This is a genomic window from Mycolicibacterium aubagnense, assembly GCF_010730955.1.
In the GTDB taxonomy this organism is placed as follows: domain Bacteria; phylum Actinomycetota; class Actinomycetes; order Mycobacteriales; family Mycobacteriaceae; genus Mycobacterium; species Mycobacterium aubagnense.
Genome location: NZ_AP022577.1, coordinates 928481 through 954184 on the forward strand (window position 1 = coordinate 928481; position 25704 = coordinate 954184).

General features: G+C 65.0%; 23 protein-coding genes and 3 rRNA genes. 6 read left to right on the forward strand and 20 right to left on the reverse strand.

The annotated features are described in order from the left end of the window. Window positions 1-6: 6 nt before the first annotated feature. Entirely contained in the window at window positions 7-945 is a 939-nt protein-coding gene (locus G6N59_RS04670) for a ParA family protein (protein WP_138231009.1), read from the reverse strand. A 102-nt stretch (window positions 946-1047) separates the two neighbouring features. Here G6N59_RS04670 and G6N59_RS04675 point away from each other — a divergent pair, with 102 nt between their 5' ends. Then, window positions 1048-1782, forward strand: coding sequence for an O-methyltransferase (locus tag G6N59_RS04675; protein ID WP_138231010.1), 735 nt, complete (start codon window positions 1048-1050; stop codon window positions 1780-1782). Here the strand turns inward: G6N59_RS04675 and G6N59_RS04680 are convergent. From G6N59_RS04680 to G6N59_RS04710, 7 genes are all read right to left on the reverse strand, one after another. Beyond that, window positions 1770-2147, reverse strand: a complete 378-nt coding sequence (locus G6N59_RS04680) for a DUF1622 domain-containing protein (RefSeq protein ID WP_138231011.1) — start codon at window positions 2145-2147, stop codon at window positions 1770-1772. The genes G6N59_RS04675 and G6N59_RS04680 overlap by 13 nt on opposite strands. Before the next feature lie 32 nt (window positions 2148-2179). Continuing rightward, window positions 2180-3124 (reverse strand): site-specific tyrosine recombinase XerD, encoded by a 945-nt coding sequence (gene xerD, locus G6N59_RS04685; RefSeq protein ID WP_138231030.1) that lies wholly within the window; start codon window positions 3122-3124, stop codon window positions 2180-2182. Between the two features lie 32 nt (window positions 3125-3156). Further along, on the reverse strand, window positions 3157-3771 hold the full coding sequence (locus tag G6N59_RS04690) for an NUDIX domain-containing protein (RefSeq protein ID WP_138231031.1): 615 nt from the start codon (window positions 3769-3771) through the stop codon (window positions 3157-3159). After that, a complete protein-coding gene (locus tag G6N59_RS04695; protein ID WP_138231012.1) occupies window positions 3764-5530 on the reverse strand; it encodes a CTP synthase in 1767 nt (588 codons plus the stop codon). The genes G6N59_RS04690 and G6N59_RS04695 overlap by 8 nt, the downstream gene beginning before the upstream one ends. Window positions 5531-5662: 132 nt before the next feature. Next, window positions 5663-6604 carry a copper transporter gene (locus G6N59_RS04700; protein ID WP_138231013.1) on the reverse strand — a complete coding sequence of 314 codons (942 nt, stop codon included), beginning with the start codon at window positions 6602-6604 and terminating at the stop codon, window positions 5663-5665. A gap of 7 nt (window positions 6605-6611) precedes the next feature. Continuing rightward, the gene (gene steA / locus G6N59_RS04705) at window positions 6612-7796 is read right to left on the reverse strand and encodes a putative cytokinetic ring protein SteA (RefSeq protein ID WP_138231014.1); all 1185 of its coding nucleotides are present in this window, start codon (window positions 7794-7796) and stop codon (window positions 6612-6614) included. Window positions 7797-7896: 100 nt separating this feature from the next. Further along, a complete protein-coding gene (locus G6N59_RS04710; RefSeq protein WP_138231015.1) occupies window positions 7897-8427 on the reverse strand; it encodes a CGNR zinc finger domain-containing protein in 531 nt (176 codons plus the stop codon). 139 nt (window positions 8428-8566) lie between these two features. Between G6N59_RS04710 and G6N59_RS04715 the strand changes: the two genes are divergently transcribed. Next, complete coding sequence (locus G6N59_RS04715) at window positions 8567-9028, forward strand: VOC family protein (protein ID WP_138231016.1); 462 nt, start codon at window positions 8567-8569, stop codon at window positions 9026-9028. An 8-nt stretch (window positions 9029-9036) separates the two neighbouring features. Further along, window positions 9037-9921: a pyridoxamine 5'-phosphate oxidase family protein gene (locus tag G6N59_RS04720; RefSeq protein WP_138231017.1), complete on the forward strand. Its 885-nt coding sequence runs from the start codon at window positions 9037-9039 to the stop codon at window positions 9919-9921. Window positions 9922-9923: 2 nt separating this feature from the next. Here G6N59_RS04720 and recN read toward each other — a convergent pair whose 3' ends face one another. From recN to G6N59_RS04770, 11 genes are all read right to left on the reverse strand, one after another. After that, complete coding sequence (gene recN, locus G6N59_RS04725; protein ID WP_138231018.1) at window positions 9924-11690, reverse strand: DNA repair protein RecN; 1767 nt, start codon at window positions 11688-11690, stop codon at window positions 9924-9926. Beyond that, window positions 11690-12613, reverse strand: a complete 924-nt coding sequence (locus G6N59_RS04730) for an NAD kinase (RefSeq protein ID WP_138231019.1) — start codon at window positions 12611-12613, stop codon at window positions 11690-11692. The genes recN and G6N59_RS04730 overlap by 1 nt, the downstream gene beginning before the upstream one ends. Then, window positions 12610-13419 carry a TlyA family RNA methyltransferase gene (locus G6N59_RS04735; protein WP_138231020.1) on the reverse strand — a complete coding sequence of 270 codons (810 nt, stop codon included), beginning with the start codon at window positions 13417-13419 and terminating at the stop codon, window positions 12610-12612. The genes G6N59_RS04730 and G6N59_RS04735 overlap by 4 nt, the downstream gene beginning before the upstream one ends. Before the next feature lie 6 nt (window positions 13420-13425). Then, window positions 13426-13596, reverse strand: a complete 171-nt coding sequence (locus G6N59_RS30530) for a hypothetical protein (protein ID WP_090562517.1) — start codon at window positions 13594-13596, stop codon at window positions 13426-13428. A gap of 8 nt (window positions 13597-13604) precedes the next feature. Continuing rightward, window positions 13605-14624, reverse strand: a complete 1020-nt coding sequence (locus G6N59_RS04740) for an HAD-IIA family hydrolase (RefSeq protein WP_138231021.1) — start codon at window positions 14622-14624, stop codon at window positions 13605-13607. Window position 14625: 1 nt separating this feature from the next. Next, a complete protein-coding gene (locus tag G6N59_RS04745) occupies window positions 14626-15459 on the reverse strand; it encodes a tetratricopeptide repeat protein (RefSeq protein WP_138231022.1) in 834 nt (277 codons plus the stop codon). A 180-nt stretch (window positions 15460-15639) separates the two neighbouring features. Then, window positions 15640-15753 (reverse strand): 5S ribosomal RNA (rrf, locus tag G6N59_RS04750). Between the two features lie 163 nt (window positions 15754-15916). Then, window positions 15917-19023 (reverse strand): 23S ribosomal RNA (locus G6N59_RS04755). A gap of 410 nt (window positions 19024-19433) precedes the next feature. Then, window positions 19434-20949: ribosomal RNA gene (locus G6N59_RS04760) — 16S ribosomal RNA — on the reverse strand. Together the 16S, 23S and 5S rRNA genes form the textbook arrangement of a ribosomal RNA operon. Window positions 20950-21335: 386 nt before the next feature. Beyond that, complete coding sequence (gene tyrS, locus G6N59_RS04765) at window positions 21336-22646, reverse strand: tyrosine--tRNA ligase (protein ID WP_138231032.1); 1311 nt, start codon at window positions 22644-22646, stop codon at window positions 21336-21338. A gap of 38 nt (window positions 22647-22684) precedes the next feature. Next, window positions 22685-23296: a DNA-3-methyladenine glycosylase gene (locus G6N59_RS04770; protein WP_138231033.1), complete on the reverse strand. Its 612-nt coding sequence runs from the start codon at window positions 23294-23296 to the stop codon at window positions 22685-22687. A gap of 68 nt (window positions 23297-23364) precedes the next feature. Here G6N59_RS04770 and G6N59_RS04775 point away from each other — a divergent pair, with 68 nt between their 5' ends. The 3 genes from G6N59_RS04775 to G6N59_RS04785 are packed head-to-tail and all read left to right on the forward strand — an operon-like array spanning window position 23365 to window position 25501. Further along, window positions 23365-24129, forward strand: a complete 765-nt coding sequence (locus tag G6N59_RS04775; RefSeq protein ID WP_138231034.1) for an ABC transporter ATP-binding protein — start codon at window positions 23365-23367, stop codon at window positions 24127-24129. Continuing rightward, window positions 24063-24881, forward strand: a complete 819-nt coding sequence (locus G6N59_RS04780) for an ABC transporter permease (protein ID WP_163910980.1) — start codon at window positions 24063-24065, stop codon at window positions 24879-24881. The genes G6N59_RS04775 and G6N59_RS04780 overlap by 67 nt, the downstream gene beginning before the upstream one ends. Then, entirely contained in the window at window positions 24878-25501 is a 624-nt protein-coding gene (locus tag G6N59_RS04785) for a TetR/AcrR family transcriptional regulator (RefSeq protein WP_138231036.1), read from the forward strand. Before G6N59_RS04780 ends, G6N59_RS04785 begins: the two co-directional genes overlap by 4 nt. Here the strand turns inward: G6N59_RS04785 and G6N59_RS04790 are convergent. After that, window positions 25498-25704, reverse strand: a complete 207-nt coding sequence (locus tag G6N59_RS04790; protein ID WP_138231037.1) for a Trm112 family protein — start codon at window positions 25702-25704, stop codon at window positions 25498-25500. The two genes, G6N59_RS04785 and G6N59_RS04790, sit on opposite strands and share 4 nt — an antisense overlap.

Below are 25704 nucleotides of genomic sequence, written 5' to 3' on the forward strand. Positions count from 1 at the left end.
CGGCAATCACGCGCCGAACCGGTCGATGACCTCGCACGCCAACGCCCGGTACGCCTGGGCACCACCGGATTTCGGGGCCCACGTGGTGATCGGTTCACCGGCGACGCTGGTCTCCGGGAAGCGCACGGTGCGACTGATGACGGTGTCGAACACCAGATCGCCGAAGCGTTCCACGACCCGGGCCATGACCTCACGCGCGTTGACGGTGCGGTTGTCGTAGCGGGTGATGAGGATGCCGCTGATGTCGAGTTTGGGGTTCAGCCGGTCGCGGACCTTGTCGACGGTGTCGGTGAGCAGCGCGAGGCCACGCAGCGAGAAGAACTCGCACTCGGTCGGGATGATCACGCCGTCGGCACAGGCCAGACCGTTGACCGTGAGGAGCCCGAGGGACGGCTGGCAGTCGATGAGCACGTAGTCGTAGCGGTCCAGCACCGGATACAGCGCGCGGGCCAGCGTCTGCTCGCGGCCGACCTCGTTGACCAGCTGAATCTCCGCGGCTGACAGGTCGATGTTGCTGGGCACCAGGTCCAGTCCCTTGACCCGGGTGTTGATCAGCACGTCGTCGATCGACACCCGCGGTTCGATGAGCAGGTTGTGCACGGTGTGCTCGAGCTCGTAGTGCGGCACGCCGAGACCTGCGGACAGCGCGCCCTGCGGATCGAGGTCGACCAGCAGCACCCGGCGGCCGTATTCGGCCAGGCTGGCGCCCAGATTGATGGTCGACGTGGTCTTGCCGACGCCACCCTTCTGGTTGCACATCGCGATGACCTTGGCCGGGCCGTGCACGCTCTTGGGTTTGGGCTCGGGGATGTGTCGCGCGGGACGTCCGGTCAGGCCGATCGCGGGTTCGGGATCTGCGGGCCCGGACGAGCCATCGACATCGAGCGGCAACGAAGCCGGCTCCACCGGGCTCAGACCTCCCAAGCCTGTGGGGACATCGGTCATGCGTCGCCGATCAGCGGTGTGACTCCCATAGCGAACATCCGGGCAAGTTTAACGGTGCCACGCCGCTGCCGATGGCAGACCCGCTGTCCTAATGTGACTGGTATGAGCTGGAAGCAGCGGTGGTCGTTCGTCCGGATGGCGCTGGGGATGCGCAAATTCGTCCACACGGGACAGTGGGGTGACGGCCGCGAGGCCGCCGCCGCGGCGTATGTGGAAGCAAATGCCCGTCGCGGTGACGTCGATGATGTCCTCACGACCATCGATACGTTTGCGCGGGAACAGTCGATGCTGGTCAACGTCGGCGACGAAAAAGGCCTGCTCCTCGAATCCGCGGTCATCCGGGCCCACCCCGAACGAATCCTCGAACTGGGCACCTACTGCGGCTACAGCGCGCTCTTGATGGCCCGCACCGCCCCGGACGCGCACATCTTCACCGTCGAGTTGTCGGCGGACAACGCGGAGGTCGCCCGCCGCATCTGGACCCACGCCGGGGTCGCCGACCGGATCACCTGCGTGGTCGGCACCATCGGCGACGGCGGCATCACGCTCGACCGGCTTGCGGCGCATGGGTTCGCCCCGGGCAATCTCGATTTCGTGTTCATCGACCACGACAAGGCCGCCTACCTCAACGATCTGACGTCGATCATGGAGCGCGGTTGGCTGCGCCACGGCGCCGTGGTCGTCGCCGACAACGTCAAGGTGCCCGGCGCGCCGGCCTACCGCGCGTACATGCGGGAGCAGGAGGGCAAGCACTGGCACACGCTGGAGCACCCCACCCACGTCGAGTACCAGAAGACGCTGCCCGACCTGGTGCTCGAGTCCGACTACTTGGGCTGACGGTCGTCCACCGGCTTGGCCGGGCGCTGCCACGGCCACGAACCGGTCATCTCGACCTGCAGCGAGAAGCTCAGGAAGGTTCGGATCGCGACGATGCCGGCGAGCACCGCGACGCTCTGCGCGGTCGGCGTGACGGCCACGGTCCGGATGATGTCGGCCGCGACCAGAAATTCGAGCCCAAGCAGGATCGAACGGCCGAGCTGCCTGCGGAACGCGTCGTAGACGCCGCCCGCCGATTCGCCCTCAGTGCCGCGCACCCTGACCATCGTCGCGGCCAAGGCGATCACCGCACCGCCGACGATCACGGCGACACCGACGGCATCGATCACCTTGCCGGTCGTCTCGACGACGTCGTAGAAGGCCATCACCGGATGCTAGCTCCGGCGAACCCTCATCCTTATCTGGCGCGCGGGTGCGCGCCGGCCCACACTTCACGCAGGGCGCTGACGGTCACCAGGGTGTAGATCTGCGTCGTGGTGACCGATGCGTGGCCGAGTAGTTCCTGCACGACGCGCACGTCGGCGCCGCCTTCGAGCAGGTGCGTGGCGAACGAGTGCCGCAGGGTGTGCGGCGAGACTGCCGCCGTGATGCCGGCCCGTTCGGCGGAGTCCTGCAACACCTGCCAGGCGCTCTGCCGGGACAACCGGCCGCCGCGCGCGTTCAGGAAGATCGCGGGCGTGCCTTTGCCGCGGCGCGCCAGGTCGGGACGGCCCCGGACCAGGTAGGCGTCCAGTGCCGTGACGGCGGGCCGGCCGATCGGCACCAGCCGCTGCTTGCCGCCCTTGCCGTGCAGCATCACCGACCGGGACTCGGTGTCGACGTCGTCGCGATCGAGGCCCACGGCCTCGGAGATGCGCGCGCCGGTCGAATACAGCAGTTCCAGCAGGGCGCGGTTGCGCAGCGTCAGCGGATTGTCGGCGTCGCTGTCGCCGCCGGCGCCGTCGAGCAGGGCCAGCACGTCGTCGTAGCTGAGGCTCTTGGGCAGCCGACGGCCCGGTGTCGGCGGCTTCACGCTGCGCGCGACATCGGTGGCGGTAAGGCCTTCGGCGGCGGCGAACTTGTGCAGCCCGCGTACCGCGATGACGGCCCGTGCGGCCGATACCGACGACAAGGCGACGACGCCGTTTTCCGGGTCACCTTGTCGCAACGCGACCAGGAACTCGCTGACGTCGGTCTCGGTGACCGCGCCCAGATCATCGATGCCGCGGCTGGCCAGATGCGCGGTGTACCGCTTGATGTCACGCCGATAGGAGCTCAGCGTGTTCGCCGCGACGCCCCGCTCGATGCTGAGGTGGTTCAGGTAGCCCTGAACCTGCTCCTCGAGCCGAGAACGGACTCCCATTGAGGCCGCAGCCGCCGAAGCCGCCACCGTCATCAGCCCCGATCTCGCCGGGTGCGCAGTGCGGTCGGCCGGTCGATCCACGGCGCGTCGAGGGAGCGCAGTTCGCCGGGCCGGTGCGCGGCCGCGAGAATCCCGGCCACCGCAAGGGCATTGACGATCACGCCATCGAACACCATCTGCACCGCGTCGGCGAGCGGGACGCGCGCGATCTGCAGATCGGCCTCTTCATCGCGCGCGTGCGGCCGGCCGATCTCGGTCAGCCCGGTGGCCAGGAAGATCCGCACACTCTCGTCGCTGAATCCGGGCGCCGAGTCGACGTCGATCAACGGCTGCCAGTATGCGGCGGCCAGGCCGGTTTCCTCTTCGAGTTCACGCGCCGCGGTGAGGTGCGGAGCCTCGTCGCCCATGTCCAGCAGCCCGGCGGGCAGCTCCCACAGCCGCCGCCCGATCGGATGACGGTATTGGTACACCAGTACCAGGTTCCCGTCCTCGTCGAGCGCGACGATCGCGACCGCCCCGTAGTGTTCGACCACCTCACGGCGAGCCGAACCACCACCGGGCATAGCGACCTCGTCGGCCCGCAACGCGAAAATCTTTCCTACATAAACGGTTTCGCTCGAAAGCGTGGCGAAATCGTGTTCAGCCACGGGATTCTTGCAGTTGCTCGGCGTCATCGTCCGAACCCTCCGCATGTGATCCGACGCCGTGCACCTCGGAATCGATCTCCTCCAGGGGCAACCGTTCGGCGGCCTTGTAGTCCAGTGCCGCTCCGATGAACGCCGCGAACAGCGGGTGCGGACGCGTCGGGCGGCTCTTGAGCTCCGGGTGTGCCTGCGTGCCGACCAGGAACGGGTGCAGGTCGGCGTCGTACTCGACGAACTCGACCAGCTGGCCGTCCGGTGAGGTTCCGGAGAACTTCAGCCCGCTCTCCGAGATGCGGTCGCGGTAGGCGTTGTTCACCTCGTAGCGGTGCCGGTGCCGCTCGGACACCTCGGTGGCGTCGTACGCCTTGGCCACGATCGAATCTGCCTGCAGCACGGCGGGATACGCGCCGAGCCGCATGGTGCCGCCGAGATCGGCTTCGCCGGCCACCGCGTCACGCTGGTCGGCCATGGTGGCGATCACCGGATCGGGCGTGTGCTCGTCGAACTCCGCCGAGTTGGCGCCGGTGATACCCACCGACCGCGCGGCCTCGATCACGATGCACTGCAACCCGAGGCATAGGCCCAGCAGCGGCAGCCGCTGACGACGGGCATAGCTGATCGCGCCGAGCTTGCCCTCGATACCGCGGATGCCGAAGCCGCCCGGGATCAGCACGCCGTGCACGTCACCGAGCGCGGCCGCCGCACCCTGGTCGGTCTCACAATCATCGGACGCGACCCAGCGGATCTCGACCTTCGAGTGGTGGGCGAACCCACCGGCACGCAGCGCCTCGGCCACTGACAGGTAGGCGTCGGACAGGTCGATGTACTTGCCCACCAGGGCGATTCGCACCGTCTCCTTGGGCTCGTGCACCCGGCGGAGCAGGTCGTCCCACTCGGACCAGTCCACGTCGCGGAACGGCAGGTTGAGCCGGCGCACCACGTACGCGTCGAGTTCCTCGCGGTGCAGCACCTTGGGGATGTCGTAGATGGACGGAGCATCCGGCGTCGAGATGACGCCGTCGATGTCGACGTCGCACATCAGCGCGATCTTGTTCTTCAGCGGCTCCGGCACGTCCCGGTCGCAGCGCAGGATCAGCGCGTCCGGGGTGATACCGATGCTGCGCAGGGCGGCCACCGAGTGCTGCGTGGGCTTGGTCTTGAGCTCGCCCGAGGGCGCCAGGTACGGCACCAGCGACACATGCAGGAAGAAGACGTTCTCGCGGCCGACGTCGTGCCGAACCTGACGGGCGGCTTCGAGGAACGGCTGCGACTCGATATCGCCTACGGTGCCACCGATTTCGGTGATGACCACGTCGGGGCGCTTGCCCTTGGCGTCGGGCAGCGCCATCTCGAGGATGCGGCTCTTGATCTCGTCGGTGATGTGCGGGATCACCTGGACGGTGTCGCCGAGGTAGTCACCGCGGCGCTCCTTGGCGATGACCTCCGAGTACACCTGGCCGGTGGTGACGTTCGCCGAACGCGACAGGTTGCGGTCCAGGAACCGCTCGTAATGGCCGATATCCAGGTCGGTCTCGGCGCCGTCCTCGGTCACGAACACCTCGCCGTGCTGGAACGGGTTCATGGTGCCGGGATCGACGTTGAGGTACGGGTCCAGCTTCTGCATCGTCACGTGCAAGCCACGCGCGGTGAGCAACTGGCCCAGACTGCTGGCGGTCAGACCCTTACCGAGCGAAGAAGCGACACCGCCGCTGACGAAAATGTGCTTCGTGGCGGCCTGAGGGTGCCTGCGTAGCGATGCCAAGAATGACCTCCGTGGTGATGGGGCACGGTAGCGGTCGAGCTACCTGGGGCCTGCCGACCCACGGAGTTTCACCCTATCACCGACCGGCGCGAGCCGGGACTGACGCGCCGGTGACGGTCGCCACGACCCGGATTACTGCAGGACGGTCACCGAGCTCGCACCGCGACCGATGCCGAGCTGCGCCGGATGGCCGCCGGAGATCAACTGCTGCAACGCCAGGACGGCGGTGATCCGGCCGGCCTGAGTGTTGATGTCATCGACGGTGCCGACCGCACCGGACAGTCCGGCGTCGGAGCGCACGACCGCCACCGCCGCCGTACCCGAGGCACAGCCGTCCCGGCCCGCCACCAACGTGCCCGTACCGCGCGGAGCCAGGCCCGAGGCCAGTCGGGCCACCGTGGCACCGCGGTTGCCGGCGTCGTCACCCAGCGCGCCGCCGGTGACGATCAGCGCCGTGTCGGCGACCCCGACGCGCTGACTGCCGTAGGTGATGAAGCCGGTGTCACGCAGGGTGGCCAGCACGGTGTCGCGCTGCATGTCGTCCACGGGCAGCACCGCCGGGTTGCGGTCACGCAGCAGCGTGATGCCCAGCAGGTCACCGGCCTGCGACCCCTGATCGACGCTGCGGGTGCTCAGCTGACGCCCTGCCGGCACGATCGGCGAATTCACCACCGACAGCAGCTTCTCCGAGGCGTTGGCGTCCACGAACTGCTGGGTGAGCGCGATGGTGCCGGTCACCGAACCGCCGGCGGCCGCAACCAGTTTCGCGGCCGAGTCGACATCGTCAGTGGCAGCGTCGGGCGTGCGGAACACCACGACAGACTTCCCCGCCAGCGCGTCGCGCACCATGCGCGGTGACATCTGGGCGTCGAACTCGCCTGCCGCACTGAGCTTCTGGTTCAGTGCGTTCTTCTCGTCGGTGAGGGTGTTGATCTGGTTCTGCAACTCGTGTTTGTCGTCACGCAATCCGGACAGCAGCGTGTTGGACAACAGACCGGAACCGAGCATCACCCCGATGGCCAGCGCCAGGAACACCGCGGCCAGCGAGATCGCATGCGAGCGTAGGGAAATCATCGTCCGGCTAGCTCACCAGTCCCTGGGCCCACAGCAGGAAGCGGTTCCAGTAGTCGGTCGCCAGGTGCAGGACAGTCGCGTCGGCGCGCGCGACGTACAGCGCGACGATGACGGCCACCAGCATCGCCAGCACCAGCAGCGCGATGGCGCCGCCGGACACCCGGCTGCGGTACAGCGTCGCAACAGCTTTCGCGTCGACCAGCTTCTCCCCCACCTTCAGGCGGGTCAGGAACGTCGAGGGGGTGCTCGACTGCCGGGTGCGGTCGAAGAACTCTTCGATGTTGGCACGGTGGCCGGCGGTGACGATCAGCGCGGCACCGTGGTGGTCGACGAGCAGCAGCGCCAGGTCCGCCGCCGAGCCGGCGGCCGGGAAGGTCATGGCACCGACGCCCAGATCCTGAATGCGCTCAAGTCCTTTGGCATGGCCGTCGGCGTCGGCGGGCAGCACCACCTGGGCGCCCGACCGCAACACGTCGGCGCTCATCTCCTCGGGGTCACCGACGATCAGCGCCGGCCGGTAGCCGGCTTTGCGCAGCGTGTCCGCGCCGGCACCGACACCGACGAGCACCGGCTGGTACTCCTTGATGAACGGCTTGATGGCCTTCAGGTCACCCTCCGCACTGGGGTCGTCGGTGACGACCACGACATGCCGGCGATTCACGTCGACGTCGATGTCGGGGATGCCCATGCCGTCGATCAGCAGCGGGCTCTCGCTGCGGATGAACTCGATGGTGTTGCCGGCGAAGGCTTCCAGATGCGCGACCAGGCCGCTCTTGGCCTCGTGCATCATCTCGTGAATCTGCTCGTCGCTGCGTTCGTTGCCGAGGACCAGGCGGCGGTCGCCGTTGTAGATGCCGCCGTTGTGCAGCCGCACCTTGGCGCCGTCCTTGACCTTCTTGAAGACGTCCGGGCCAGTCTCGTCGATCAACGTAACCCCGTTGGCGACAAGCACTTCCGGTCCCAGGTTCGGGTAGCGGCCCGAGATGGACGACGACGCGTTGACGACCGCGGCGACCTCGGCCTCCACCAGCGCGTCGGCGGTGATGCGGTCGAGGTCGAGCGCGTCGAGGATGACGATGTCCCCCGGACCGACGCGGCGCAGCAGTCGGTCGATGTCACGGTCTACGCGGGCGGTTCCAGTCACGCCCGGCTTCGGTCCGGCATTTCGGGTGAGCAGCGCAGCCATCTTCATGCGTCGATTCTGTCGACGAACCCTCAAGTAGAGGTGGAGGCGCGCCGTAACAACAGCCTCAGAAGTTTTCTTTTGTCACATCTGTAACAGCCAATCGGTCTCAATCTCGCTTCGCCGCATAGTGCCGAGCCGCCTTGGCGCGGTTGCCACAGGTCGTCATCGAGTGCCACCGCCGGGTGCCGTTCTTCGAGGTGTCGAAGAACCAGAGCACGCAATGCGGATGTGCGCATTGCTTGATCCGGCCGGCCGACTCGGCCAGCAGTTGCAGCAGGTTGTCGGCGGCGAGCCAGCCGGGCAGCCATTCAGATCGCGGCACCTCCACGTCGTCGCGCGGCCCGGAATCGGCGAGGGTCCGCCGGATGCGACCCTGGTCGAGGACGGCGTTGAGCTGATCGGCGGAACCGCTTGAACGCTCCAAGACCACCCGCAAGACCGCCTCACGGGCCTGAACCAGGGCCGCGCGGGTCTTCTCATCGGCGCCACAGCGGTCGCCGAGATCGTTGGCCACCAGCCAACACCGGAGCCCAGCCACGTCGGTCAGCAGATCCTGTGGCCCGTCCGCCGACATCCACCGAGTGTTCAGCAGATCCAGCGCGAGGGGTTCGCCGACATGCGGCCGCGGATCACGCATAGCTGAGATTAACCGCCTCTCCTGCATCAACAGCCTCCCGACGGTCCCCTAACCATCAATCTTCATTTTGATGGTTGACACGCTGCGTCACCGATTCTAACCTTCAAATATCACTTAACTAGTTACAACGGAGGAACCGATGACCACCGCCATCACAGCCAAGCTCGCCCCCGGCCATGTCGGGCTCAACGTCACCAACCTGTCGCGTTCGGTCGAGTTCTACCGGCGCGCTTTGGGTTTCGAACAGCTCGGCATCAACGACGAGGGCGAGCACCGGTACGCCTTTCTGGGCTCCGACGGCACCCTGCGGCTGACCTTGTGGGAGCAGAGTGACGGTGCGTTCTCCACCCGGACTCCCGGGCTGCACCACCTGTCGTTCCAGGTCGACACCATCGAGCAGGTGCAGAACGTGGAGTCGGCGCTCAAAGACCTGGGCGTGGCGTTCGCCCACGATGGCGTGGTGGCACACGGCGAGGGTGCGGCCTCGGGTGGCATTTTCTTCACCGACCCCGACGGTATCCGGCTGGAGATCTACGCACCGAACGGTGCCGAGAGTGCGCCGGCGCCCAGTGGTGCCGCCCCCACCTGCGGATTCTTCTGAGCCGCGCCATGAACGCCTACCACGCCGGGGAGCTGGCAGTGCAGCGGCGCATGGGTCAGGCGGAGATCGCTGCCCGCGTCGGCCGGATGATCCGCAGGCAGATTCCAGCCGCGGCGGCGGCCTTCCTGGTCGAGCAGCCGATGGTCGTGCTGGCCGCGACCGACGACGCGGGCCGCGTGTGGGCCGGTTTGGTCACCGGCGCCGCCGGGTTCGTGCACGCCGACGACCAGACCATCGCCGTCGACGCCCTGCCCGTCCCCGGCGACCCGCTGCACAATGTCTTCCGCCGGCCGGACCAACAGGTCGGCATGATCGCGATCGAACCGCAGAGCCGGCGCCGCATGCGGGTGAACGGCACCGCCCAGCCAACCGAGCACGGGCTGCGCATCCACCCGGACCAGGTGTACTCGAACTGCCCGAAGTACATCTCACGCAGACACATCGAATTGGTGGACGCCGACGGGCCCGAGCCGGCTGTTCGGCGCGCCGAGGTACTCGATGAGCGGACACAGCAGATGATTTCTCGCGCCGACACCTTCTTCATCGGATCGGCCGACCCTGAGGGGCACGCCGACGCGTCGCACCGCGGTGGCAATCCGGGCTTCCTGCAAGTACTTTCGCCGAACCGGCTGCGGTGGCCGGACTACCGCGGCAACTCGATGTTCATGACGTTGGGCAACATCAGCGCCAATTCCCGTTGCGGACTGCTGATCCCCGACTGGGACACCGGGACCACCCTCCAGCTCACCGGCACCGCCGAGATCGTCTGGGACGGCGGCGGCCCGGGCCGGCAGGGTTCAGTGGAGTTCACCGTCGATGAGGTGATCGAGCTGACCGACGCCAGCCCGCTGCGGTGGGGCCACGCCGAGCTCTCGCCCGCCAACCCCACCTGACACTACGGCGCGGCATGCTCCTGCTGCGCCGCCGCCAACAGCTCGCGGGCATGCGCGCGACCACTGTCGGTGTCGCCGAGCCCGGCCAGCATGCGGGCCAACTCGGCGACCCGGTCGTCATCTTCGAGGCGGACCACCCTGCTCGACTTCGGGCCGCTCTCCACCACCAGATGCACGTCACCGTAGGCCGCGACCTGCGGCAGGTGGGTCACGACGATGACCTGATGCGTGCGAGCCAGGCGCGCCAGCCGCTTGCCGATCTGCACCGCGGCGCGGCCACCGACACCGGCATCGACCTCGTCGAACACCATCGTGGTGCCCACCGAATTCGTGCGCGATGCGACCAGCACCACTTCGAGCGCCAGCATCACGCGCGACAACTCACCGCCCGATGCACTCTTGGCCAGCGGCAGCACGTCAGAACCGCTGTGCGGCGTGAAACCGAACTCGACGGCGTCGACGCCGTCATGGCCCGCATGTACGGCAGTGCCGTCCGGCAAGGTCAGCGGTGCGCTGTCGTCGGCGCGCGCCTCCAGCGGCGACACCGCGATGCTGAAGCCGGCCCCGCCCATCGCCAGCCCCGCGAGCTCGGCGGTCACCGCCTTCGCCAGGGACTTCGCTGCCTTGGTACGTGCCTTGGTGACCTCGGCGGCGGCGAGCACGACCTTGTCGTGCCGTTCGTCGACCTGCTTCTGCAGTTCAGCCAGCGCCTCTTCGGAGACGTCGAGCGAAGACAGCCGCTGCCGGGCGTCGGCAGCCCACTGCAACACCCCGTCGATATCCGCGGCGTACTTGCGGGTGAGGTTGCGCAGCTCGGCCTGACGAGCCAGTTTTGTTTCCAAAGTACTTGCGTCACTGGGCAACTCGGACAGGTAGTCACCGAGCTCACCGGACACGTCGCCGAGCACCGCCAGCGCCTCACTCAGCCGGTCACCGAGCGCGCGCAGCGCCGAGTCGTCCGTCGCCGACAACACCGACTTGGCCTGTGCCGCGGCATCGAGTGCCGATGCGGCGTCGTCCGAGGGGCCGTCGCCGAGCTCACCCGACAGCGCGGCACGGGCCGTCTGCGCCGCGTCCCGCAGCGCATCCAGTTCGGACAACCGGCGGATGTCGGCCACCAACGCGTCGTCCTCGCCGGCTTCCGGTGCCACGGTGTCGATCTCGTTCAGCCCGAACTGCAGCCGGTCGGCTTCCATCGCGAGATCCCGCGCCCGCCGCCGCCGGTCGATCAAATCTCTTCGAGCGGTGAGCCATTCGTCACGGAGCTTGCGGTACTTCGCCAGCAGCCCGGTCACGTCGACGTAGCGGTCGAGCGCGCCGCGCTGCTCGTCGGGGCGCATCAGCCGCAGCTGGTCGTTCTGCCCGTGCAGGGCCAGCAATTCGGTGGTGAACGTCGCCAACGATTTCGCCGGCACGCTCCGACCACCCAGGAACGCCCGTGACGGCCCGTCCTTGCTCACCGACCGCGCGGCGATGACGCTGCCGTCGTCGTCACGGTCGGCACCGGAAGCTTCCAGAATCTCGTCGACCCGTTCGGACACGCCGTCACCGAGTTCCGTTGTGGTGAAACGACCTTCGACGACAGCCCGGGCAGAGCCGGAGCGCACCCGGCTGGGATCGGCACGTGCGCCGCCCAGCAGATGCAGGCTGGTGACCACCATCGTCTTACCCGTACCGGTCTCGCCGGTCAGCACAGTCAGGCCACGGCCGAATTCGGCAGTGGCCGCACTGATGGCGCCGAGCGCCTCGATGCGAATCTCGGTCAGCATTACTGGCCGCGCCACCCTTTCACCGGCAACCGGAATTTGCGCACCAAACGGTCGGAGAACGGGGCGCTGTCGAGCCGAACCCATTTCAGCGAGACATCACAGCGCGTGACCTCCAGCCGGCCGCCGGCCGGGACCACCATCTGGCGACGGCCATCGCAGAACACCATGGCGTCATTGTTGCCCGCTTCGACCTCGATCGCGATCGATGCGTCGGGGCTGGTCACCATCGGACGGGCGAACAGCGCGTGAGCATTGTTGGGTACCACCAGGATTGCTTCGAGGTCCGGCCACAGGATCGGGCCGCCCGCGGAGAAGGCATAGGCCGTCGACCCGGTAGGCGCCGAGACCAGCACACCGTCACAACCGAACGCCGACACCGGACGGCCGTCGACCTCCAGCACCACACTCAGCACACCGAACCGGCTGCTCTTCTCCAGACTCGCTTCGTTGAGCGCCCAACCGCGTTGCACGATCTCACCGTCAACCCGCACCCCGATATCGAGAGTCATCCGCTTTTCGACCCGGTAGTCGCGGTCGATGATGCGCTCGAGCACCTGGTCGATGGCCTCGGCTTCCGCTTCCGCCAGGAAACCGATGTGCCCGAGGTTCACCCCGACCACCGGAATCTCGGCATTGCGGGCCAGTTCCGCCGCCCGCAGGAAGGTGCCGTCGCCGCCGAGTACCAGCACCAGTTCGCAGCCGTCGGCCGCGTGCTGGTCGGGATCGACGACCGTGATGTCGACACCCAGTGCCCGCATGTGGTCCGGCGCCAGGTGCAGAGCACCGCGGTCGACGGCCTCGGCGGCAAGCACCCGCAAACCGATTCCGTTGTCGCCCAGCACTTTTTCCACGCGGGTCGCGGTATCGGTGGCTTCATCGCGGCCGGTGTGGATCACCAGCAGCACGGTCCGTTCACGTGTCACTGCGGCCCCTCGGCTACCGCACGACCGACGGCGGCGACGAGCGCGTCGCCCTCCAGCGGGTGATCAGTGGTGGTCCGCAAACGCAGGAAGTACTCAACGTTGCCGGACGGGCCGGGCAGCGGGCTGGCTGTGACGTCGACCGCGTGCCAGCCGAGTTCCGCGGCGCGCCGCGCCACCGTCAACACGGCATCGGCGCGCAGTTCGGGGTCGGAAACCACGCCACCGGCTCCGACTCGATCCTTGCCCACCTCGAACTGCGGCTTCACCATGGGAACGATATCGGCTTGGGCCGACGCGCATGCGGTCAGTGCCGGTAGGACGGTCGCCAGCGAGATGAAGGAAAGATCGGCCACCACCAGATCGACAGGTCCCCCGATGGCCTCGGCCGTCAGCTCCCGGACGTTCGTGCGCTCCATGACGATGACGCGTTCGTCGGACCGCAGCGACCAGGCCAACTGGCCGTACCCGACGTCGGCCGCGACGATTTCGCGGGCACCACGGTCGAGCAGCACCTCGGTGAATCCCCCGGTGGACGCTCCGGCATCCAGGCAGCGCCGGCCCTCGGGCGAGACCCCGAACGCGTCGAGGGCCCCGATCAGCTTGTGCGCACCACGGGATACCCAGCTGCGTTCGGCAGATTCGGCGACCAGGAGATTGGCCGCGGGAGTGACGGCCGTCGATGCCTTGGACGCCCGCATGCCGTCGATGGTCACGCGGCCGGCCTCGATCAGTTCAGCAGCCTGTTGACGAGACCGGGCCAGCCCCCGGCGGACGAGTTCAGCATCAACACGTGCGCGTCGCGTCACGTGCGATCAGCCCTTCTCGACCGATTCCAGGGCCCGGACCAGCAGATTGTGGGCGTGGTCCAGACCCGCCGCGACCGCCTCGAGATCCGGGGTCTCGTCACCTTCGCCGGACAGATCCGGCAGGTGGGACAGCAGGACCGCGATGTCTTCGCGGATCTGGTCAGGATCGGTACTCATAGCGATGTTCACGCTAGCGGATCGGCGGCGTCGAGCAGCGACCACCGATCCAATGCTGCACGTGCCGTGTCGTCGCCGGCCGCGATACGCGTCCGCCCATTGGGCGTGCCGGCCCACAGGGCGCCGGCCGTCGCCCGGACCACCGACAGCTCGTCATCGACGGACGCACCCGTGGCGTGCACGGTGACTCCGGCGCCGGACACCTCGACCCGCCACGCGGGGTGCGGCCCGACCCGCAGCACGTCTGCCGACGTGGTCAACGAGCGCAGATCAGGCGCCAGGTAGCCGGGACGCTCCGCGGGGATGGCATGCACCATGTCGGCGGCGCTGCTGACCCCGGTCAGCACCATCAGGCTCGGCAGACCGGCGGCATTCGCCCCCGCAATGTCGGTATCGAGCCGGTCCCCGACGACCAGCGGAGCCGCATACCGGCCGCGCGCCAGGGCGTCGTTCATCAGCGTCGGCTGGGGCTTACCGGCGACCTGCGGGACCTGTTCGGTGGCGGTCTGCAGAGCGGCGACCATCGAACCGTTCCCCGGCAGCAACCCGCGCTCCGACGGCAGCGTCTTGTCGCTGTTCGCCGCCACCCAAAGGCCACCTGCTCGGATGGTCAGCGCCGCCTCGGCGAGGTCGGCCCAACCGGTCTGCGGCGAATGGCCCTGCACGACCGCGACCGGACCGTCAGTGAACTGCCGCACCGGCCGCAGGCCGACATTGGCGACCTCGGCAGCCAGCGCATCCGTCCCGATGACCAGGACCTTTGCTCCCACGGGAAGCTGCAGCGCCAACAGGTGCGCCGCACTCTGGGCGCTGGTCACCACATCGTCGGCATGGGCGGAGAACCCGAGCGCGTCGAGGTGATCCGCCACCTCGACCGGGCTTCGTGACGCGTTGTTGGTGACGTAGAGCTTGCGCGCTGTCACCGCGGCAAGGGCGTCCACCGCTCCTTCCGTGGCCTCATGACCACGGAACACCGTGCCGTCGAGATCCAGGAGCAGACAGTCGTGCAGCTGAGCCAGCGTCGTCACGTCAGCCCAATTCGGCGACGCGGTCCTCGGCGTCCGTGACGCCTTCCAGATCCGCGGCCGCGGCATGCAGGAACCACTGGAGTGCGTCGTTGGTGCGGTCGAGGGCCAGCAGCGTCTCGGCATACACATAGAACAACCGCGCCGCGGTCTGTCCGGTCCGCGTGGAATCCAGCGGGGGGTTCTGCAGCAACGCGAGCGCCTGTGCCGGCTGACCGAGGTCGCAGCGCGCACCGGCGAGCACGATCTTCAGCTCGTCGGCGTCGTCACCGGTGAGCTGCTCGGCTTCGGGGCTGCGACCCAGTTCGATGGCGCGCTCCGGACGGCCGACCCCGCGCTCGCAGTCGGCGATGAGGGCCAACAGCGGTGACTTGCTTCCCATCCGGCGGGCGGCTCGCAGTTCAGAGAGCGCCTGCGCCCAATCACCACTGTGATAGGCCGCGATACCGACGGCTTCGCGAATCGCCGCGATACGCGAAGCCCGGTGCCGTGCCGCACGTGCGTGCTCGAGTGCCGCTTCCGGATCTTCCTCGAGTAGGTCGCCGGCCATGACCAGATGCTTGGCCACGTAGTCGGCGGTCGCCTTGTCGAGGGTCGTCAGCTCACGACGCACCTCGGGCGACAGCTGCTTGGCTTCGACATCATCGGGCAGCCTGGGACCAGACGGCCGGTCCGCGTTCGTGTCAGCGTCACGGAACTGAGGCGGCCGGCCGTTCCGATCGGAGCCCGGCCGTCGCGGTGCCTGCGTACGGTCACGCTGAGGCCGCTGTCCCCGCCGTGCGTCGCCGTCGTCTCTGCGCGAGGGGCGACGATCGCCGCCCTGCCTGTTGTCGACCACTGGAACCTTTCCTACGAAACCTCAGGTCAGAATACGGCCCCCAGCCGCAAAACTCGCGATCCGATCGCCGGCAACGAACAGATCCGCTGCCTTCTCGGGGCCCGTTTCCGCGCCGAGAAATAGAAATTCCTCAAATAGAATCACCCCCCACATAAATGTGGGGGGTGATTCCTAATTTGTGTTCGGCGGTGTCCTACTTTTCCGCCCGTGCAGGGCAGTATCATCGGCGCTGGCAGGCTTAGCTTCCGGGTTCGGGATGGGACCGGGCGTTTCCCTGCCGCTGTTGCCGCCGTAACTCTATTTAATTACGCCTCCACCGGTTTTTTGGCACCCCCTTTTGTGGGGGTGTTATTTGGTGGTGGGGTGTGGTCTGTTCGACTTTTGTCGTGGATGTGGTTGCGGGCACGATGTGCAATGTTCTTCGTCTTGTTTTACACACAATTGGTTGTTTTTTGGTGTGTGTAAGTTTTCGGCCGGTTAGTGCCAGTTCCCTAAACCCATTGCTGGGTGTGCAGGTCTGGTCTATCGATCCCGTGGTCTGCGGGGGGCCTTATCCCTCTAAAAGGGTGAGAAACCTGGTCTTGGAAGAGGTTTCCCGCTTAGATGCTTTCAGCGGTTATCCTGTCCGAACGTAGCTATCCAGCCGTGCCCCTGGTGGGACAACTGGTAGACCAGAGGTTCGTCCGTCCCGGTCCTCTCGTACTAGGGACAGGTTTCCTCAAGTTTCTGACGCGCGCGGCGGATAGAGACCGAACTGTCTCACGACGTTCTAAACCCAGCTCGCGTGCCGCTTTAATGGGCGAACAGCCCAACCCTTGGGACCTGCTCCAGCCCCAGGATGCGACGAGCCGACATCGAGGTGCCAAACCATCCCGTCGATATGGACTCTTGGGGAAGATCAGCCTGTTATCCCCGGGGTACCTTTTATCCGTTGAGCGACACCCCTTCCACTCGGGGGTGCCGGATCACTAGTCCCGACTTTCGTCCCTGCTCGACTTGTAGGTCTCGCAGTCAAGCTCCCTTGTGCACTTACACTCAACACCTGATTGCCGTCCAGGTTGAGGGAACCTTTGGGCGCCTCCGTTACATTTTAGGAGGCAACCGCCCCAGTTAAACTACCCACCAGGCACTGTCCCTGGACCAGATATATGGTCCGAGGTTAGAAGCCCAATACGATCAGAGTGGTATTTCAACAACGACTCCACACACACTGGCGTGTGCGCTTCACAGTCTCCCACCTATCCTACACAAACCGTACCGAACTCCAATACCAAGTTGTAGTGAAGGTCCCGGGGTCTTTTCGTCCTGCCGCGCGTAACGAGCATCTTTACTCGTAGTGCAATTTCGCCGAGTCTATGGTTGAGACAGTTGAGAAGTCGTTACGCCATTCGTGCAGGTCGGAACTTACCCGACAAGGAATTTCGCTACCTTAGGATGGTTATAGTTACCACCGCCGTTTACTGGGGCTTAAATTCTCCGCTTCACCCCCGAAGGAGTTAACAGGTCCTCTTAACCTTCCAGCACCGGGCAGGCGTCAGTCCGTATACATCGTCTTGCGACTTCGCACGGACCTGTGTTTTTAGTAAACAGTCGCTTCTCACTGGTTTGTGCCACCCACTCATGCTTGGGCCGCGAGGGCTTACACACCATGTGGGTCCCCCTTCTCCCGAAGTTACGGGGGCATTTTGCCGAGTTCCTTAACCATAGTTAACTCGTACGCCTTAGTATTCTCTACCTGACCACCTGTGTTGGTTTGGGGTACGGGCCATGTGTGCACTCGCTAGAGGCTTTTCTTGGCAGCATAGGATCACCGAATTCGCCTCACTCGGCTATGCATCACCTCTCAGGATATATGTCAGACGGATTTGCCTATCTGACTCCCTACAGGCTTACCCGGTATTACCACTGACCGGTACGGCTACCTTCCTGCGTCACCCCATCGCTTGACTACTACCCACCAGGGTCCCACGCAGCCGGCAACACGTGATCCCCGAAAGGATCATCACGTGCCATTTGGATGGTTAGCACAATGGATTCATCACGGACGCACACACACGGGTACGGGAATATCAACCCGTTGTCCATCGACTACGCCTGTCGGCCTCGCCTTAGGTCCCGACTCACCCTGGGCGGACTGGCCTGCCCCAGGAACCCTTGGTCTTTCGGCGGGCAAGGTTCTCACTTGCCTATTCGCTACTCATGCCTGCATTCTCACTCCCACACCCTCCACAACTCGATCACTCGGCTGCTTCACCGGATGCAGGACGCTCCCCTACCCATCCTTGCGGATGCCGCGACTTCGGCGGTGTGCTTGAGCCCCGCTACATTATCGGCGCACAATCACTTGACCAGTGAGCTATTACGCACTCTTTCAAGGGTGGCTGCTTCTAAGCCAACCTCCTGGTTGTCTTCGCGACTGCACATCCTTTTCCACTTAGCACACGCTTAGGGGCCTTAGTCGGCGATCTGGGCTGTTTCCCTCTCGACGCACGGAGCTTATCCCCCGCCGTCTCACTGCCACGCTTTTGTCTTACCGGCATTCGGAGTTTGGCTGACGTCAGTAACCTGGTGAGGCCCATCGGCCATCCAGTAGCTCTACCTCCGGCAAGAAACACGCAACGCTGCACCTAAATGCATTTCGGGGAGAACCAGCTATCACGGAGTTTGATTGGCCTTTCACCCCTACCCACAGCTCATCCCCTCAGTCTTCAACCTAAGTGGGTTCGGGCCTCCACGCGGTCTTACCCGCGCTTCACCCTGGCCATGGGTAGATCACTCCGCTTCGGGTCCAGAACATGCCACTACACCCATAATGGGATACGCCCTATTCAGACTCGCTTTCGCTACGGCTACCCCCCACGGGTTAACCTCGCGACATGTCCCTGACTCGCAGGCTCATTCTTCAAAAGGCACGCCATCACCCCACGTAAACGAGGGCTCTGACGGATTGTAGGCACACGGTTTCAGGTACTATTTCACTCCCCTCCCGGGGTACTTTTCACCATTCCCTCACGGTACTAATCCGCTATCGGTCATCAGAAGGTATTTAGGCTTACCGAGTGGTCTCGGCAGATTCACAGCAGATTTCACGGGCCCGCTGCTACTCGGGAACACCATCAAGGCAGACATCGGGTTTTCACGTACGGGACTCTCACCCTCTACGGCAGGCCATCCCAAGCCACTTCCGTTAACCACGACATTTTCTTACTGCCCTCCAGCCGGATAGAACTGGAAAGATAGGTCCCACAACCCCGCACACACAACCCCTACCCGGTATCACATGCATACGGTTTAGCCTCATCCGCTTTCGCTCGCCACTACTCACGGAATCACAATTGTTTTCTCTTCCTACGGGTACTGAGATGTTTCACTTCCCCGCGTTACCTCCCACACCCTATATATTCAGGCGTGGGTAACACGACATCACTCGTGCTGGGTTTCCCCATTCGGACATCCTCGGATCAACGCTCGGTTGGCAGCTCCCCGAGGCTTATCGCAGCCTCCTACGTCCTTCATCGGCCTCTGATGCCAAGGCATCCACCATGCGCCCTTAAACACTTACGACACAAAAAACCAATTGAAAACAAGAATCAAAATTGCACATCAACACACAACAGAACAAGAAACCAACGACCCGAAAGCCGCCGGCAACCATTCGCTGCGCATTAGATGCTCGCAACCACTATCCACAAGTCAAACACCACACCCCACCACCAAAACCGGTGAGGCAACAACAACCCCCACCATCCCCAACGGGACGATGTCTCCCACCCACAAAGAGAGGAAGCGAACGGGCCTGTTGTCTCAGGACCCAACAGTGTGTTCGGCAATCTTCACGCCCCAAGGCTTTCCACCGGGACGAACGTTTGTTGTATGCACCCACCGAACAACCCACTACAGGCGCCGGCCATCTCCCAACCATGAACCCCGACACTATTGCCGGCACGGGGGAATCGATAAATGGTGCTCCTTAGAAAGGAGGTGATCCAGCCGCACCTTCCGGTACGGCTACCTTGTTACGACTTCGTCCCAATCGCCGATCCCACCTTCGACGGCTCCCTCCACAAGGGTTAGGCCACCGGCTTCGGGTGTTACCGACTTTCATGACGTGACGGGCGGTGTGTACAAGGCCCGGGAACGTATTCACCGCAGCGTTGCTGATCTGCGATTACTAGCGACTCCGACTTCACGGGGTCGAGTTGCAGACCCCGATCCGAACTGAGACCGGCTTTGAAAGGATTCGCTCCACCTCACGGCATCGCAGCCCTTTGTACCGGCCATTGTAGCATGTGTGAAGCCCTGGACATAAGGGGCATGATGACTTGACGTCATCCCCACCTTCCTCCGAGTTGACCCCGGCAGTCTCCTACGAGTCCCCGGCATAACCCGCTGGCAACATAGGACAAGGGTTGCGCTCGTTGCGGGACTTAACCCAACATCTCACGACACGAGCTGACGACAGCCATGCACCACCTGCACACAGGCCACAAGGGAACTGATATCTCTACCAGCGTCCTGTGCATGTCAAACCCAGGTAAGGTTCTTCGCGTTGCATCGAATTAATCCACATGCTCCGCCGCTTGTGCGGGCCCCCGTCAATTCCTTTGAGTTTTAGCCTTGCGGCCGTACTCCCCAGGCGGGGTACTTAATGCGTTAGCTACGGCACGGATCCCAAGGAAGGAACCCACACCTAGTACCCACCGTTTACGGCGTGGACTACCAGGGTATCTAATCCTGTTCGCTCCCCACGCTTTCGCTCCTCAGCGTCAGTTACTGCCCAGAGACCCGCCTTCGCCACCGGTGTTCCTCCTGATATCTGCGCATTCCACCGCTACACCAGGAATTCCAGTCTCCCCTGCAGTACTCTAGTCTGCCCGTATCGCCCGCACGCCCACAATTGAGTTGTGAGTTTTCACGAACAACGCGACAAACCACCTACGAGCTCTTTACGCCCAGTAATTCCGGACAACGCTCGCACCCTACGTATTACCGCGGCTGCTGGCACGTAGTTGGCCGGTGCTTCTTCTCCAGGTACCGTCACTTGCGCTTCGTCCCTGGTGAAAGAGGTTTACAACCCGAAGGCCGTCATCCTCACGCGGCGTCGCTGCATCAGGCTTGCGCCCATTGTGCAATATTCCCCACTGCTGCCTCCCGTAGGAGTCTGGGCCGTATCTCAGTCCCAGTGTGGCCGGTCACCCTCTCAGGCCGGCTACCCGTCGTCGCCTTGGTAGGCCATTACCCCACCAACAAGCTGATAGGCCGCGGGCCCATCCCACACCGCAAAAGCTTTCCACCACACCCCATGAAGAGCGTAGTCCTATTCGGTATTAGACCCAGTTTCCCAGGCTTATCCCAAAGTGCAGGGCAGATCACCCACGTGTTACTCACCCGTTCGCCACTCGAGTACCCCGAAGGGCCTTTCCGTTCGACTTGCATGTGTTAAGCACGCCGCCAGCGTTCGTCCTGAGCCAGGATCAAACTCTCCAAACAAAAACAACCCAACCCCAAAAGGCCAGGTGGAATTCGAATCAGAAAAATCCGATCACAAACAAAAGACACCAAAAACTGGCATCAAAAAAACAACAACCACACCCCACAAACGGGAAAACACGGAGTGCAGTCAAAAAACAACAAACAAAAACCACCAAACACACTATTGAGTTCTCAAACAACACGCCCGGCCTGACCGCGCAACAAACCCGCGGCTAAAAGCCGCGATCGGTGTGCGGGCAGTGAGGAACTCCCAACTTAATGGGTGTTACTCTCGGATTTGGTCTTCGCTCTCCGGCGCTTGTCCGTGTCGCTCTGACCTGGAATAAGTTACGGCAGGGCTAACAGCGAGTCAAATCGCCAGGTCAGAAGGCCGTTTCCCCTGGTCACCGGGGGTCATTCCCCCTGGTCGGGGCCGTAACCCGCTGAACCCCGGCAATGTGGCGCTTGCCACGCCGCAACACCAGCCAGCGATCACCCAGAAAATCGGTCGGCTGTGGTACCCACTCGTCGCTTTCCACCCGTGCGTTGTTCACGTAGACGCCACCTTCGGCGACCGTTCGGCGTGCTTCCCCGCGACTCTTGGACAGACCCGTCGCAACCAGCAGGTCGGTGATCCCGTCGGGACCACCCGGTGCCAGCTCCGCGACCTGGCCATTGCTGGCCTCGGTCAGCGCCGCCGCCAGCGTCGACTCATCGAGATCCGTAAGTTCGGCGCGGCCGAACAGGGCCTGACTGGCCAATTCGACCGCGTCGGTCGCGGCCTGGCCGTGCACCAACGTCGTCAATTCCCGGGCCAGCCGACGTTGGGCAGCTCGTTCGTGGGCACGCTCCGCCGTTGCGGTCGCCAGCTCGGTGAGTTCGTCGGCGGACAGGAAGGTGAACCAGTGCAGGTACCTGACGACATCGGCGTCGGCTGTGTTCACGAAGTACTGGTACCAGGCATATGGGCTGGTCAGCTCAGGGTCGAGCCACAGATTGCCGCCACCGGTCGACTTACCGAACTTCTTGCCGTCGGCCGAGGTGACCAGCGGAACCGTCAGCGCATGTGCGGTCGCACCCAGCTTCTGGCGCACCAGGCGGACGCCGGCGATGATGTTTCCCCACTGGTCGGAGCCACCGATCTGCAGGCTGCAACCGTGCTTCTTGTGCAGTTCGACGAAGTCGTTGGCCTGCAGGAGCATGTAGCTGAACTCGGTGTACGAGATGCCCTCGCCCTCAAGCCGCCGTCTGATGGTGTCGCGGTCGAGCATGACGTTGACCGAGAAGTGTTTGCCCACGTCACGCAAGAATTCGATGGCCGACATCGGCCCGGTCCAGGACAAGTTGTTCTCGACGATCGCACCGTTGCCGGAGTCGTTGAACTCGACGAATCGCTCCAGCTGACCGCGGATCCGTTCAGCCCAGTCGGCGACGGTGTCGGCGGTGTTCATGGTGCGCTCGCCGTTGTCCCGAGGATCGCCGATCAGGCCGGTCGCACCGCCCGCCAACACGATGGGCCGGTGCCCGGCCTGCTGGAATCGCCGCAGCGTGAGCAGAGGAACCAGGTGGCCGGCGTGCAGGCTGGGCGCGGTCGGATCGAAGCCGGCGTACACGGTGAGCGGTCCGTCCGTGGTTGCGGCGGCGAGCGCTTCGCGGTCGGTCGATTGCGCGATCAGCCCGCGCCAGTCCAGTTCATCGAGGATGCCAGTACTCACGACGTTGATCTTCCCCTATTGCAGGTCACGGGCTGTCATCAGTCGCTGGCACCCGGTACGGGCGCCCGGGGACTGCGCCGGTAGTTCGACACCTCGGGGGTGCCGGGCGACCAGAACCGCCAGGGCCGGTCGGCAGCCTGGCTGACGCCGACGCGCGGCCCGGCGTGCCCGCCCTGCGGCGCATTCAACTCCAGCCGGACCGGAGATCGGCGATCCATGAGATCAATACCGTTGTCCGCCAAGGTGATTCCCAAGGCTTCACACAGATTCCCCGGCCCACGGGCGAGCGCGGCAGGCGCAACGCCGGCCCGCCTGCGTACCCCGGCGACAGCACCGCCGTCGACGACGCGGGCCGCCCGGAGCAAGACGGCACCCGCTACCCCGTCGGTACCGCAGACGACGTTGGCGCACACGTGAATTCCGTGACTGCGGTAGGTGTACAGGTGGCCGGCCGGACCGAACATCACTGCACTTCGCGGCGTCGGACCGCGGAACGAGTGCGCTGCCGCGTCCGGCCAGGGCCCCGACGGCGGCCCGCCGTAGGCCTCGACCTCCACCACGGTGGCGACCACGTCGCGGCCGTACAACGTGGCGCCGAGCAGGCGTCGCGCCGCGGTAACCGGATCGACGGCGAGTTGCTCGGCGCTCATGGCCTGTCATTCTGCCCGGCCCAAGCCCGCCATTGACACGTGCACGCCGCGAGCGGACTATTCACCATATGATGAGTTCATCGCACGATGAATTAACGTGCCGCGCCTCTGACGTGGCGATTCGGGTTGACAACCTGACCGTCGTCCGCGGTAAGCGAGGCGCAATCGACCGGGTGTCGCTGCAGGTACGGCGCGGCAGCATCACCGGACTGCTCGGCCCGTCGGGCTGCGGCAAGACCACCCTGATGCGCGCCGTCGTCGGCACCCAGATCATCACGAAGGGCACGGTCACCGTGCTCGGGAGGCCGGCTGGATCAGCGGAACTGCGCCGCCGTGTCGGGTACGTGACCCAGGAGCCGACGGTCTACAACGACCTGCGCGTCATCGACAACGTCCGGTATTTCGCCGCACTGACGGGCGCCGACAAGACCGCCGCCGACGATGCGATCGCCGCCGTCGGCCTGCACGAGAACCGAACTACGCTGTGCGGCAACATGTCTGGTGGTCAGCGGACGCGGGCGTCGTTGGCCTGTGCGCTGGTGTCCCAGCCCGACCTGCTGGTCCTCGACGAACCGACCGTCGGCCTGGACCCTCTGCTGCGTGTCGACCTGTGGGAACAGTTCGACCGACTGGCCCGCGGCGGCACCACGCTGCTGGTGTCCAGTCATGTGATGGACGAGGCCGACCACTGCGGTGAACTGCTGCTGATGCGCGAAGGCCGGCTGCTGGACCACACCACGCCCACCCAACTACGAGAGGACACCGGATGTTCATCGCTGGAGGAAGCGTTTCTGACCATCATCCGGCGCAGCACCGCAGCCAAAGCCGGTTGACGCTGCGGCCCTACCTGTCCACGACCACCCGCATCCTGCGGCAGCTCCGTGCCGACCACCGCAGCATGGCCATGATCCTGGTGGTGCCGAGCGCCGTCATCACCTTGATGTACTTCATGTTCGACGAACTGCCGCACCGCCCCGGCACGCTGTCCCCGTTCAACAACGCCTGCCTGATCCTGCTGGGCATCTTCCCGTTGATCGTGATGTTCCTGATCACCTCGATAACCATGCAGCGCGAACGGGTTTCGGGAACCTTGGAACGGATTCTTACCACTCCCCTGCGTCGGCTGGATCTGCTGGCCGCCTATGGCTCGGCGTTCTCCGTCGCCGCTGCCGCCCAGGCGACGCTGGCCTGCCTGGTGTCGTTCTGGTTCCTGGGATTCGACACTGCGGGCAGCCCCGCACTGGTCTTCCTGATCGCGATCATCAACGCCGTGCTCGGTGTCGGGCTCGGTCTGCTGTGCAGTGCCTTCGCGCAGACCGAATTCCAGGCCGTGCAGTTCATGCCGCTGGTGATCGTGCCGCAATTGTTGTTGTGCGGCATCATCGTTCCTCGCGAGGTGCTGCCCGACTGGCTACGGTGGGTCAGTGACGCATTGCCCGCAACCTACGCGCTGGAGGCACTCCAAGAGGTGGCCGACCACGCCGAAATCACCGGTACGACGGTGCGCGACATCGTCATCGTGATCGCGTTCGTCGTGGTCACCATGGTCCTGGCCGCCGCGACCCTGCGCCGTCGGACGCCATGACCACCACGGACCCGCGGCCCCGCCGCAAGCCCCCGGGCCGTCCCACCGGGCCGTCCGACACCAAGGACACCATCCTGACGTGTGCGCGGGATCTGTTCGCCCGCAACGGGTTCAACAACACATCGGTGCGGGCGATCGCCGCTGCGGCGAATGTCGACGCGGCGCTGGTACATCACTACTTCGGGACCAAGCAGCAGCTCTTCGCCGCGGCGGTGCACATTCCCGTCGACCCGCAACTGGTACTGGGCCCGCTGCGGAGCACCCCCATCGACGAACTCGGCCGCACGCTGCCGTCGCTGCTGCTCCCGATCTGGGACTCAGAACTCGGCGTCGGATTCATCGCGGCACTGCGATCGATGCTGGCCGGCGACGAGGTGAACCTCATGCGCATCTTCCTGGAAGACATCATCACCACCGAAGTCGGTGCGCGCGTCGACAATCCGCCGGGCACCGGACGAATCCGGGTGCAGTTCGTGGCATCCCAGCTGATCGGCGTGGTGATGGCCCGCTACATCCTGGAGCTGGAGCCCTTCAGATCGCTTCCGGTGCAACAGATCGCCGAAACGATCGGCCCGAATCTGCAGCGCTATCTGACCGGCGATCTGCCGGCGCCCAGCTAGCTCCGGGCGGCGTCGATCAGTCGCTGGTGTTCGGCGTCGTCGGTGACGTCGACCGCCTCGTCGATCAGCAACACCGGTACCCCGCCGTCGATCCGATAGGCCCGGCGCAACCGCGGGTTGTACAGGCATTCGTCCCCGACCAGCAGCAGTTCACCCCGGTCCTGCGGGCACACCAAGATCGCGCGCAACGCTTCATCGATCAT